Here is an 11,934-nt window from a genome sequence, read left to right as displayed (position 1 = left end):
TCATGCAGCCTGGTTTTATGATTAAAATACTTGTTCTACTTCAACGACACCCGGTACTTCTTCAAGAAGGGCGCGTTCAATTCCGGCTTTCAGCGTAATCGTTGAACTTGGGCAGCTGCCGCATGCGCCAAGGAGGCGAAGCTTTACAATGCCTTCGTCTACATCAACAAGCTCACAGTCACCGCCGTCACGAAGCAGAAACGGACGTAATTTATCCAATACTTCCTGTACTTGCTCTTTCATTTCAACCTCAGTCATGAGATTCGCTCCTTTCATATACATAAAACCATTATATTCACAGTAACGGTAAAAATCTAATGTTTGGTTTGCAAAGCTGCTTTCTCCATTATAGCATATTTAAACTTGAACATAAAAACCGTTTTTTATACAAAAGCTGCCCCGTCCTTTGTATACTGGTGTAAAGGGGATGATATACATGACAAAGCCGGTTACGCTCAGTGTTTACGGCGCTGAAACGCTTTGCGCAAGCTGCGTGAATATGCCGAGCGCCAAAGATACGTTTGAATGGCTGGAGGCGGCGCTGAAACGGAAATACCCAGAGCAGCCTTTTAACATGCGGTATATTGATATTGACGCACCGCCTCAGCAAAAGGAGACAGAAGAGCTTGCGGAGCGCATCAAGAACGATGAATTTTTCTATCCGCTCGTGTTGGTGGAGGATGTCATTGTGGGGGAAGGGAATCCGCATTTAAAAGATATATATGAAGAAATGGAAAAGCGCGGCTATGTTGCGGGCTCTTAAAAATGGCCGCTGATCGCAATCAGCGGCTTTTTTCTTATCAGCCGTTATGATGCTTGTACATCCATAAAAGGCCTGATTTTAATAAACGGGGCACACGCCCGATGAGCGGACGGTCGTTGACAAGACCGAAGCCCGCTTTTTTTCCGAGTGAACCGAGAACGCCTTTCAGCTTAAATTGCGGCATTGTTTCCGGCAGCTCTTCGTTGTTCCAGCGTTTCAGGAGGATCTGCACAATTTGTTCCGCCTGTGCTTCGGCCAGCTGGGCGCTCGGCGCATGCGGCAGGCTCGCGCAATCACCGACGACGTAAACATGCTCATCGCCCGGAAGGTTGTGATGCGGTGTTAAAACGATGCGGCCTTGCGGGTCTTTTTCAGCGTCCAGTTCTCTGACGGCTTTATTCGGCTGAATTCCCGCCGTCCACACGATGGCATCGGCCGGTATTCCTTCATCATGATTATAAACGATGCCGTCTTCCACTTTTGTAATATTCGCATTATTGATAATGGTGACGCCGTGTTCTTCAAACCATTTCTGAACGTACTTGCTGAGTCTTTTCGGAAAGCTTGATAAAATCAGGTCGCCCCGGTCAAATAACATAATCTTCAGGTCGTCACGGCTCTCTCTTAATTCACTGGCAAGCTCCACGCCGCTTAATCCCGCTCCGACGATAGCGACAGATGCATTGGCGCCGAGGTTGTTCAGCTTTTGATAGGCTTCGCGTGACTGATCAATGGTCTGAATGCTGTAAGTATGTTCCGGCGCGCCGGGCACGTTATGATACTTATCCTCGCAGCCCAGTCCGATCACCGCGTCATCGTAAGAAATCGGTTCGCGGTCATGAAACAGAACCTGTTTGTTTTTCGTGTCGACGGAAGCCACCTCACCGTATTGAACATCCAGATTCGGATGCTCAGGAAAAGACACCCTGATATGATGATCAGAAATCGTGCCGGCTGCGAGCGCATAATATTCTGTTTTTAAGCAGTGATACGGGTTTCTGTCAATCAGCGTGATGGATATATCTGACGGAAGCTGGTTCGGCAGTAAGCGGTGCAGCACCCTCATGTTTCCGTAACCCCCGCCGATCAAGACCAATTTTTTCATAATGATTCCCCTTTTGCCCGAAAAATATGGTAGTCAATGTTGTTACAAAATAACGAACTATGTAAAATAACATCTAGAATTATATCGAATTTGATCTAAAACCACAATAATAGTTTTAAAATAACCTACAAATTGACCAGAAAACACGTAATAGTAAAACCTTTAACCTGAATTAATATGTTACGATAACATTGAGCGTGAAACTGGATCTTTGACGAATAGAGGAAATTCCGTTAGGATAAGGTACATATGTGAGGTGAAACCGCATGAATCCGATGATTGAATTCTGTGTCAGCAATTTAGCGCGCGGTTCCCAGGAAGCACTTGAGATCTTAGAGAAGGATCCGAACTTGGACGTGCTTGAGTACGGCTGTTTAAGCTACTGCGGAAAATGCATGGAGTCCCTGTTCGCCTTGGTTAACGGCGAAGTGGTCACGGGGGGCACGCCTGCTGAATTGGTTGACAACATATATACATTCATAGAAGAAAATCCGATGTTTTAATCAGAGGCTCCGAACGGGGTCTCTTTTTTATTGCGCCCCGGGTTTTGGCAAAATAAAAAATTTGTAGACAGCAAAAATAAATATTGTTATCTTAATAAAGACTTTTTTTAAATAAAATTTTAGAGGTGGATTCATTGAATATCGTTTGGGGGCTGCTCGGGGCAGTTGCTATATTAGCCATTGCTTTTTTGTTATCAGAGAAGAAAAGCAAAATTAACCTGCGAACCGTCATTGTCGGTTTATGTTTACAAATGGCCTTCGGATTCATCGTATTAAAGTGGGACGCCGGCCGGGCCGTATTTTTATGGTTCTCAAGCCGTGTGCAGCTTCTCATTGATTATGCGAACGAAGGCATCAGCTTTATTTTTGGCCCGCTGTTAAAAGTGGGCAGCAGCCCGGCTTTCGCGCTGAGCGTTCTGCCGGTCATTATCTTTTTCTCAGCGCTGATTGCCGTTTTGTATCACTTGAAAATCATGCAGCTCATCTTTCGCGTTATCGGAGGCGGACTGTCAAAACTTCTTGGGACAAGCAGAACGGAATCGCTTGCGGCGGCTGCGAATATTTTTGTCGGACAGTCTGAATCACCGCTTGCCATTAAACCGCTGATTGCGGGATTGACCCGTTCCGAGCTGTTTACGATTATGACGAGCGGCCTTTCGGCTGTAGCGGGTTCGACGCTTTTCGGTTACGCCCTGTTAGGCATTCCGATCGAATACTTGCTGGCGGCCAGCTTTATGGCGGCTCCCGCCGGTCTCGTGTTCGGAAAAATGTTAATACCTGAAACAGAAAAAACGCAGACGATAAAAGGCGATTTTAATATGGACGAAGAAGGCGAAGGCGCCGCTAATGTGATTGATGCAGCGGCAAAAGGCGCGTCCACGGGCCTTCAGATTGCTCTGAATGTCGGCGCCATGCTTCTTGCGTTTGTCGCGCTCATCGCCGTAGTGAACGGAATTCTCGGCGGAATCGGCGGCTGGTTCGGTTTCAAACATATTACATTAGAATCCATTCTCGGTTACGTGTTTTCACCGATCGCATTTGTAATCGGCGTTCCTTGGCATGAGGCGCTCGGAGCGGGAAGCTATATCGGACAGAAACTTGTGCTGAATGAGTTTGTCGCTTATTCAAACTTCGGTCCGCATATTGCGGACTTTTCTAAAAAAACGTCTACGATTATCAGCTTTGCGCTGTGCGGATTTGCCAACTTCTCTTCGATTGCGATTATGCTCGGCACACTGGGCGGTTTGGCCCCAAGCCGCCGTTCGGACATTGCGCGCCTCGGATTAAGAGCGGTTATTGCGGGAACACTCGCAAACCTTCTCAGTGCGGCGATTGCCGGCATGTTTATTTAGTAAACGATAAAAGCTCCCTGCATATGCAGGGAGCTTTTATGTATGAAAAACGGGGGATATTTGTATTGTGTCCGAGCAGAAGAGCTTTTATACTAAGTAAAAGAAAAAAAGTTGGAGGCCGATATGAATTCATTCCGTTTTACCAAGATGCACGGTCTTGGAAACAGTTATATATATGTAAATCAATTTGAAGAACAGCTGCCGGAAGAACGGCTGGCTGAGATTGCCGTTAAAGTGTCCAGCATTCACACGGGCATCGGCTCTGACGGAATGATCCTCATCTGTCCGTCTGAAAAAGCGCCGGTCAAAATGCGGATTTTTAATAATGACGGCTCAGAAGGGAAAAATTGCGGCAACGGCCTTCGCTGTGTGGCAAAGTACGCATACGAACATAAGCTGACAGAAGAAACGTCCTTTTACATTGAGACGCTTTCAGGTCTTGTGAAAGCAGACATTACGGAAGACAACGGGATTGTGCGTGAAGTCGCCGTCGATATGGGCGAACCGCGCCTCACCAAAAAAGAGCTGCCGATGCTCGGCAATGAAGATGAACGGACGATCGATGAAACCTTTGTTTTTGGAGAAACGGAGCTTTCCGGAACAGCCGTATCAATGGGAAACCCCCATATTGTTTTTCCGGTTGCGGATATCAATCAAGCGCCTCTTACAACGCTCGGTCCCGTCATTGAAAAAGACCCGAGATTTCCGGAAGGCGTCAATGTCGAATTTGTGGAAACCGTCAGCGCCGATGAACTTCATTTCCGCGTATGGGAACGCGGCTCCGGCATTACACAGGCTTGCGGAACGGGCGCCTGTGCGGCGGCTGTCGCATCCGTATTGAACGGTGTTTCCGAACGAAACCGGGATATCACCGTTCATTTAGCGGGGGGCGATCTTGTGATTAATTGGCGGGACAACGGGCACGTGCTGATGACGGGACCCGCCGAAACCGTATGCAGCGGCGTCTATTATTTGTAAACAGCTCGTTTGAGAAATACGCTCCTCAAGGTTTATAATAGATATCAGCATCCGTTTTTAAAAAAGGAGGTCTACCTATGAGTGTTCCAGTAACTATTACTGAAGCAGCGGCTTTGCATATAAAAGATATGATGAAAGAGCATGAAGAAGAAAACGCGTTTCTCCGTGTGGGCGTAAAAGGCGGCGGCTGCAGCGGCCTGTCTTACGGAATGGGATTTGAGCACGAAAAAGGCGAAAAAGACAGCATGTTTGAACAGCACGGAATCACCGTTTTGGTTGACAGCGAAAGCCTTGATATTATGACCGGCACGATCATTGACTTCAAACAGTCCATGATGGGCGGCGGTTTCACCATTGACAACCCGAATGCCATCGCTTCCTGCGGCTGCGGATCTTCTTTCCGCACGGCCAAAAACGCCGGCACGCCGGAAGAGTGCTAAGGGTCAGCCCGCCATTCTCAGGATGAAAAAATAGGACGTCTTTCTTTTCGATGGCGCTTGCACCATTGTTAAGAAAGGCGTTTTTATTATGGGTATAAACCAAAAACGGGGGAGAGTTGCGGGCGTTTTCAAGAGAAAGTTGTTACTCAGTGAAGCAATAGAAATTATTTTGAGCGAAAAAAGGTCGGGAGAACTGCGTGAAGTGATTAATAAAAAAATCGCACGTTTTCTAAGATTGTAAATTACATCTAATTAACGCAGTGTGGTTGATACATAGAAGAAATATAAGAATGTTGCAAATGGTATATGTAATGTAAACATGATAACGAAGAGCTTTACGGGCACTTGCGCATGAATACGTAGGTGTCCGTGTTACATAACGAACAGGTGTTGTGGAAAATGGTAGGTTTCTGGTATAATTTTACTATAAATAGGGGAGGTGTGGAATTTTGGAGAAGATTACTGTTAAAGTGCTCATGTATTTGAGCGTTATTTGTGTAATAGTGGGGATTATTGCGGGTTTCGTAATATATGATAGGGACGTAGCAGAAGATGCAAAAACGAGTAAGAAGGTAAGCGAGGAGCTATACGATAATTCTGTCGCGCAAGCGCAATATAAAACGGACAAAGCATTAGCGAACAGTATGCAGTTTTCCGTATTCTTTAGCGTCTTGGCCGGTGTAGTATCCGGCGCCATCCTTTTCGGGCTAGCAATTATTATCCGAATCTTAGATGAAGCGAATAGTAGAGCGTATGATTCAGCGAGTGATCTACGATTAATAAAAAACGTTATTCAGGAACAAACCGCGAAATAAAAAGCAGCCCGAGTGCAGGTAGATCATTTATCGTAACTGAAGTAAATGCCATCGCTTCCTGCGGCTGCGGATCTTCTTTCCGCACGGCCAAAAACGCCGGTACGCCGGAAGAGTGCTAAGGATCAGCCCGCCATTCTCAGGATGAAAAAATAGGACGTCTTTCTTTTCGATGGCGCTTGCACCATTGTTAAGAAAGGCGTTTATCTGTTTAATAAAAGCCAAAACCCGCTCAACAGCAGCGGGTTTTGCTTTTTCAAAGATGTTATTCAATTGTATGTTTCATCGCATTGTACATATTTGCCGTATGTTCATCGGCTTTATCCCGGGACATGCGCAGCCGTTCTGCTGAAGAACCATAGCCGATTTCTAGTTTGCCCTCTTTCAGTCCTTTAAAAATCCCCTCAGCGAATTCATCCAGCGGTTCTCCTTGAGTATGCAGCCCTGCTCCGCCTAAATCTGTATTCACCGCCGGAGGCGCAACTTCAATCACTTCTACAGATGAATCAGAAAGCTGATGTCTCAGACTCATTGTAAATGAATGAAGCGCCGCTTTCGTTGCTGAATAGATCGGTGCAATAGCAAGCGGTGTAAAAGCCAATCCCGAAGAGACGTTAATGACAGCCGCATCTTCTTTTCCGGCAAAAAACGGAGCGAACAGCATAGACAGGTGGAAGGGAGCTTCAATGTTCGTTGTGATTTCTTTATTAAAATAGTCCCAATTGTCCTTCGCATCCGCTTTCAGCACATGAAAACGTTGTTGAATCCCCGCGTTGTTTACTAACACATTCACTTCCGGATAATTTTCTTTCACCCAATCAAACAGTGATATACGTTCAGATGGAATGCTCAAATCACTGACATAGGTAATAAGATCCGGGAATATTTCCTTTGCTTTTTGAAGAGCGTGCTCACGCCGTCCGGTCACGATGACTTTATTTCCCGCTTTTAAAAACCGTTCTGCGAAAGCCAATCCTATTCCGGCATTTCCGCCTGTAATCAGTATTGTATTTCCCGTCAGTTTCATATTAACTCCTCTTTTCCGATTGTTTTTACTTCAAAAAACTTACGTCTCTTGAACAGAGCTTTTGATATAAGCCTTTGTCATTGACGACATTTCATCCAGTACTGACCGCTTGTGTCTCCTCATCATGTCAAGCCGGAGTTTAATAGGACTCTCTCCTTCAATTACCCAATCAATATATTGCTTAAAGCCTTTGATGGTCATGTGGGTATTTTTTAAACAAATCACGATTTCAAGGAGCGGCATTTGATCTTCTGAAAATAACCGCCGGCTGGCTTCATCACATTCAATCAGCGGCAGGCAGTCCCTTTTTTTCATAATAACGTAACGTTGATTCTGTCATATTACACTTTGCTGCTGCTTCACGAATTGAACAACATGTCTTCGAAAGACCTCCAACAGTATTTTTTCCTTGTCACTGGGTGATGATACGACTTAAACCATGTTTTAAGTCAATAAAAAAAATGTGATGAATTCAGACATATGTCACAAAAAGGAAATGGGCAGATTTTCAATAGGTTTAGGAGTGACGGCCTTCACAAAAATCCTCAAATCAACGGTTCAAATCATACTATTTGCAAATTCGGAAAAAAATAAAGGGTATATAGAACTAAAAAATCTGAAAGATGTGCTCTTAGTCAACACGTTCTAAAGTCATATTTTTCGAAAGGATATTGATTTTTTGATAGGAATAAACTAAATTGTAAAAGTATAGAATAGTTAATTTATTTTGTAAGAAAAGGATGATAATATGATAGGTCAATTGAGCAATAAAAAAATATTTTTAAGTTCTTTTTTCATCATTTTGATCTGTTCATTACTCTTCCAATTCAGTATTTCCGATAAAGTTCTGCAGTCGTATTATTCTTCTGTCGGAGAAAGTACCTACGATATCGGGGAGAAAAGTGTTCGTACGATTGTCATGTTTCTCCAAGGGTTTATGATCTTCACAACTTTTGTGGAAATTCTGATAGGCGGATTTCTATTATTCGTTGCCGCTTTTATTCTCGGTACAAAAAAACCGAAAAAAATATATTTGCTTCTATATACACTGACTTCTTTAATCTCGGCATTTAAAATGTTGATTCTTTCAGTTGTTAACTACTTAACGGCTGATTCCTCGCTTATATATTCTGCCGGCGGCACCAGCTTGAGTCTGCAGCTGCTGGATCCATTTCTGCTCATATCAATTGCGGCTCTTTATGCTGCCGCAGGAAAACTGACCGATCTCAGTAAAGGCAAGAGAATCATTTTGACTGGATGTTTTATTTTATTAAAACTCTTTACTATTTTCTTTAATTATTTTATGGCGGATAAAATTTAGCTCGGGAGAGAGTCAATTAAGCTGAATTTTATTATAAATTAAAAAACAGAGTAGGGAGATGTTATGATGAACTTAGTAAAATCTAATAAAAAGTCTTTCATTTTGTTTGGCGCGGCTCTTGCTGCAGCAACATTGGTTTATGCACTATTATTAACGGGAACTGAATTAAACGTGGCGGCGGCTCATGCATTCTCAGCCAATGCTGAATTAGCTTCGACTCTGGGCATCTCTACAGCAGCAGCTAAAAAAGCAATTGATATTATTGATGCGGCATCAACAATTGCTTCTATCATTTCTCTCATCGGTATCGTTACAGGCGCAGGCGCAATTTCTTATGCAATCGTTGCAACAGCAAAAACAATGATTAAGAAATACGGCAAAAAATACGCAGCTGCTTGGTAAAATCGACCAATAAATAATTGCTCTTTTTGTACAAGCTGCAAAAAGAGCCTCTCTCCCAAATACATATGTAAGGATTGAAAGTATGATAGTCAAACAAATTGCGGCTCTTATCAAATATAATACCCTGTCATCGTTTCGAAAAAGAAAGGAAGATTGGGGCATTCCTCAACTCAACAGCAAACTGCTGTCTGCCATTATTATTTCTCTGTTATGTTTATATCTCGTTTTCCTGGGATGCGGTGTTGTATTCGGGACAAAACTGATTCAGCTGCCCCTCAGCGCATGGGGGCAATTTGTTTTAATCGCCGTTTCACTTGAGCAGCTTTTTTGGGCTGCCGGCTTCTTTAAAGAACATCACAATGCCTTTCTGCTGGATACGCGCAAGGTCATTCATCAATTAAAAAAGGTGCGTTTTTTACAGCTGTTTTCTGTTTTTGCCGGCCAGGCGATCAAAAAAACCATTTTCGTATGGTATCTTTTTGTTTTTCCGGTCTTTTTGTTTTTATCAAGCGCAGGCATGACCGGGTCTGCGGCGATCATCGTATTTTTCTTGGGCTTCGTTTATTTTCTTCTCAATTTATTTTTATCTATGCTGTTTTCTTATGTTGTTTATCTTCTTACAAATATATGGAGCAAATTGTTTTACTTGAAAATCCTGAAAGGCATTTTATTCAGCGTCAGCCTGCTGGTTCCGCTTGCAGTCGGGTATGCCGTTTATCTTCTCGTGTTTGGGGAGTATACCGCAAAGGATATTTCAAGCTTTACGGAGTCACCGGCTTTCCGGAACATCCTCATGAATACGCCGTATGTATGGTTAGCATTCCGCTCACATTCCGTGCTCGTTTTCGCTGCGGTGTTTGCGGCCGCCGTCCTTTTAACGGCGGGGATGTTTAAACTGTGGTCGGCCACGCTGAAGAAAATGGACCTTATTCCTTATATGTTTTTGACAAACGCTGATTTTGCGCCAAAGCTGAAATTATATAGGAATAACAAAATATTTCATGCCGTTTTTCAAAAGGATCTGCTGTTTTTATCGAGAATTGACGGGTTTTTTATCAGAAACTTCGGCAGTATGCTGTATTTGTTCATGCTGTTTTTAGGTTTTTGTATTCCGCTTCTATCGCATCACTTTATCGGGTATTCGGCAGCCGCCATCGTGTCTGCGGCGGTTATCATTGCGAACTTTTCGTATCAGCTCGTCGGAGATGCGCTCAAAACAGTATTATCAGTTGACGGGGAAATAAAAAATCAGCATCTGTTTCACCGGAATATCAAACATGCGTGGCAGCTGGTGTTTCCGAAAGTATGTATTTATAATCTCGCCGCTCTTATCTATTCGTTCATCATCACCATTTTGATTACGGTGTTTTTTCCGTCTTCCGCGGCGCTGACGATCTACTTGTTTATTGTGTTTTTATGTTCGGGTTTTTTATACAGTCTTGTCCAGATTTCAAGCACCGCCCTGTATCCTAAGAAAAACTGGGAGCATCTGTACGAAATTGGAGAAGCGGGGAAAGCAAAGACGTATAACAACTTATACAGTTCTTTCATTTTCATTGTGTCGCTTCAAATCGCTGCGATCACGTCCTATTTTATCTATAAAAAGCCGGAACTTGAAACGATGCTTATTCATTCTGCATCAGGTATTTTTGTCCTGTTCACACTATTAAACTATGGAGTCATGTTTCTGTTTCTTCGCAGAATCAATATGGCGGAAAGGTTTGCGAACAATGATTAAATTAGTGAATATACAAAAAAACTATAGTGAAAAACAGGTATTGAAAGATATTTCGTTTGAGGTGAAAAAAGGCTCAATCTATGCTTTGCTGGGGACTAATGGAGTCGGGAAAACAACGACTTTGAAAATCATTTCGGGCCTGCTTAAACCGACTTCAGGACGCGTCATGATTGACGGCAAGGAACTGGATTCAGAAGAGGGGGGGCAAATATCGGCTGATATCGGTTTTGTGCCCGACCATGCCTTTTTGTATGATTATTTAACGGGAGTCGAATACTTGCGCTTTACAGCGGAGATGTTTCAAGTTCCGTCTCAGCGGACAAATGATTATATAAAGAATATGTTGGAGACGCTGAAGCTTTCTCAAGACGGAAATCAGCTGATTAAAACTTATTCACATGGAATGAAACAAAAATTATCAATTGCGGCAGCGCTCATTCATCAGCCAAAGATATTAATTCTTGATGAGCCGCTGACGGGCATTGATTTAATCAGCGGTAAAACGATACGGACGTTATTAAAGGAGTACGTCAAGCAGGGAAATACAGTCCTGTTATCGACTCACCTGCTGGAGCTGGCGCATTCGCTGTGCGATACGATCGGTATTATACATGAAGGCGTTTTTGCGGCGGAGTATCAGTCATCTGAGCATTCATTAGAAGAGATTGAAGAATTGGCTGAGCGTATCTATACATGATGAACCGCATGTTGCCGGCAATCAGAACGTCCGCCATTCCGTTAATCGCGTCAGTGCTGTTTTTTTCAGGCGGTGTGGTCGCTGCGTTTTTTTTCGATCACTTTGTTTCATCAGCGGCTTACAACGGCTCGTCAGGCGCGGTTGAACTGCTGAAAAATAATGCAATCGCTTGTCTGTTTTTAGCCGCGGGTTTTCTTACCTTTGGGTTGACCTCTATCTTTTATTTATTCACTAATGGGTTTATTTTAAGCGGCTCTATTATAGAAAATCTGCATAGCGGGGTTCCTTTTTATCAGATTTTTTTACTGCTAATTCCTCATGGTATATTTGAAGTTCCCGCGTTATTATTAAGTGGCGCCATTGGTTTTAAGGGCGTTGAATTGGTCATCAGGCTGTGTTTTTCTAAGGAAAAAAAGATAATGGCTTCAATGTTCAGGCATATTGGAATATTGGTGCTGCTTATTATTTGTCTGCTGATCGCCGCTGCCATTATTGAAGCTTACATCACACCAATTTTTAAGTAAAAGGGGCAGAAATCATATGAGAAGTAAATTATCATTAATCGGTGTGCCGATTGTTATGATTATCGGTTATATCATTTCTTTATCCTTTGAGTGGCTGTTTCCTGTTCTTACTTTTGGGGTTGCAGGACTATATCTCTTTATATTTGCTCCGGTGCAAAATAAATTCATTCGTTACATCTTTTTGTTTATTTTTGTGATTAATCTGTTAGCCAGTGCGGCTCTTTATTTCGGTATTTAATGAAAAAAATGACATTCATATTGAATGTCATTTT

The 11,934-nt window shown here is 43.1% G+C and carries 16 protein-coding genes and 1 pseudogene; 13 read left to right on the top strand and 4 right to left on the bottom strand.

What is annotated here, in order from left to right:
- Nucleotides 1-21: 21 nt before the first annotated feature.
- Complete coding sequence (locus OWN49_RS05615) at nt 22-357, bottom strand: NifU family protein (protein ID WP_169510385.1); 336 nt, start codon at nt 355-357, stop codon at nt 22-24.
- 79 nt (nt 358-436) lie between these two features.
- Here OWN49_RS05615 and OWN49_RS05610 point away from each other — a divergent pair, with 79 nt between their 5' ends.
- Nucleotides 437-763, top strand: a complete 327-nt coding sequence (locus tag OWN49_RS05610; protein WP_044052935.1) for a YuzD family protein — start codon at nt 437-439, stop codon at nt 761-763.
- 37 nt (nt 764-800) lie between these two features.
- Here OWN49_RS05610 and OWN49_RS05605 read toward each other — a convergent pair whose 3' ends face one another.
- Nucleotides 801-1,868: an NAD(P)/FAD-dependent oxidoreductase gene (locus OWN49_RS05605; protein WP_007613539.1), complete on the bottom strand. Its 1,068-nt coding sequence runs from the start codon at nt 1,866-1,868 to the stop codon at nt 801-803.
- Nucleotides 1,869-2,134: 266 nt separating this feature from the next.
- On the opposite strand from OWN49_RS05605, the gene OWN49_RS05600 reads away from it, so the two are divergent.
- From OWN49_RS05600 to OWN49_RS19505, 6 genes and pseudogenes are all read left to right on the top strand, one after another.
- Nucleotides 2,135-2,371 (top strand): YuzB family protein, encoded by a 237-nt coding sequence (locus tag OWN49_RS05600; RefSeq protein ID WP_007408721.1) that lies wholly within the window; start codon nt 2,135-2,137, stop codon nt 2,369-2,371.
- 134 nt (nt 2,372-2,505) lie between these two features.
- Nucleotides 2,506-3,723: a NupC/NupG family nucleoside CNT transporter gene (locus OWN49_RS05595; RefSeq protein ID WP_024085753.1), complete on the top strand. Its 1,218-nt coding sequence runs from the start codon at nt 2,506-2,508 to the stop codon at nt 3,721-3,723.
- A 123-nt stretch (nt 3,724-3,846) separates the two neighbouring features.
- Nucleotides 3,847-4,701: a diaminopimelate epimerase gene (dapF, locus tag OWN49_RS05590; protein WP_077722780.1), complete on the top strand. Its 855-nt coding sequence runs from the start codon at nt 3,847-3,849 to the stop codon at nt 4,699-4,701.
- 77 nt (nt 4,702-4,778) lie between these two features.
- Nucleotides 4,779-5,141 (top strand): HesB/IscA family protein, encoded by a 363-nt coding sequence (locus OWN49_RS05585; protein ID WP_003151967.1) that lies wholly within the window; start codon nt 4,779-4,781, stop codon nt 5,139-5,141.
- Nucleotides 5,142-5,590: 449 nt separating this feature from the next.
- Complete coding sequence (locus OWN49_RS05580) at nt 5,591-5,956, top strand: hypothetical protein (RefSeq protein ID WP_176283516.1); 366 nt, start codon at nt 5,591-5,593, stop codon at nt 5,954-5,956.
- Nucleotides 5,935-6,075, top strand: a pseudogene (locus OWN49_RS19505) (iron-sulfur cluster assembly accessory protein); the annotation flags it as partial. The gene OWN49_RS05580 and the pseudogene OWN49_RS19505, both read left to right, overlap by 22 nt.
- A gap of 143 nt (nt 6,076-6,218) precedes the next feature.
- Here the strand turns inward: OWN49_RS19505 and OWN49_RS05570 are convergent.
- Together OWN49_RS05570 and OWN49_RS05565 are read right to left on the bottom strand one after the other, a co-directional pair.
- Nucleotides 6,219-6,980: an SDR family oxidoreductase gene (locus OWN49_RS05570; protein ID WP_176283515.1), complete on the bottom strand. Its 762-nt coding sequence runs from the start codon at nt 6,978-6,980 to the stop codon at nt 6,219-6,221.
- A 283-nt stretch (nt 6,981-7,263) separates the two neighbouring features.
- Complete coding sequence (locus tag OWN49_RS05565; protein ID WP_232213124.1) at nt 7,264-7,320, bottom strand: hypothetical protein; 57 nt, start codon at nt 7,318-7,320, stop codon at nt 7,264-7,266.
- Between the two features lie 408 nt (nt 7,321-7,728).
- On the opposite strand from OWN49_RS05565, the gene OWN49_RS05560 reads away from it, so the two are divergent.
- From OWN49_RS05560 to OWN49_RS05535, 6 genes are all read left to right on the top strand, one after another.
- The gene (locus OWN49_RS05560) at nt 7,729-8,301 is read left to right on the top strand and encodes a hypothetical protein (RefSeq protein ID WP_017419448.1); all 573 of its coding nucleotides are present in this window, start codon (nt 7,729-7,731) and stop codon (nt 8,299-8,301) included.
- A 66-nt stretch (nt 8,302-8,367) separates the two neighbouring features.
- On the top strand, nt 8,368-8,703 hold the full coding sequence (locus tag OWN49_RS05555) for an uberolysin/carnocyclin family circular bacteriocin (protein WP_003151973.1): 336 nt from the start codon (nt 8,368-8,370) through the stop codon (nt 8,701-8,703).
- A gap of 82 nt (nt 8,704-8,785) precedes the next feature.
- A complete protein-coding gene (locus tag OWN49_RS05550; RefSeq protein WP_003151974.1) occupies nt 8,786-10,441 on the top strand; it encodes a hypothetical protein in 1,656 nt (551 codons plus the stop codon).
- Nucleotides 10,434-11,138, top strand: coding sequence for an ABC transporter ATP-binding protein (locus tag OWN49_RS05545; protein ID WP_003151975.1), 705 nt, complete (start codon nt 10,434-10,436; stop codon nt 11,136-11,138). Before OWN49_RS05550 ends, OWN49_RS05545 begins: the two co-directional genes overlap by 8 nt.
- The gene (locus OWN49_RS05540) at nt 11,135-11,662 is read left to right on the top strand and encodes a stage II sporulation protein M (protein ID WP_176283514.1); all 528 of its coding nucleotides are present in this window, start codon (nt 11,135-11,137) and stop codon (nt 11,660-11,662) included. The genes OWN49_RS05545 and OWN49_RS05540 overlap by 4 nt, the downstream gene beginning before the upstream one ends.
- Before the next feature lie 16 nt (nt 11,663-11,678).
- Complete coding sequence (locus OWN49_RS05535) at nt 11,679-11,900, top strand: DUF5970 family protein (RefSeq protein WP_003151978.1); 222 nt, start codon at nt 11,679-11,681, stop codon at nt 11,898-11,900.
- The last annotated feature ends 34 nt before the right edge of the window (nt 11,901-11,934 follow it).

The sequence above is a fragment of the Bacillus sp. NEAU-242-2 genome (assembly GCF_027853835.1).
In the GTDB taxonomy this organism is placed as follows: Bacteria; Bacillota; Bacilli; order Bacillales; family Bacillaceae; genus Bacillus; species Bacillus velezensis.
This window is presented reverse-complemented; position numbering and strand designations above follow the sequence as displayed.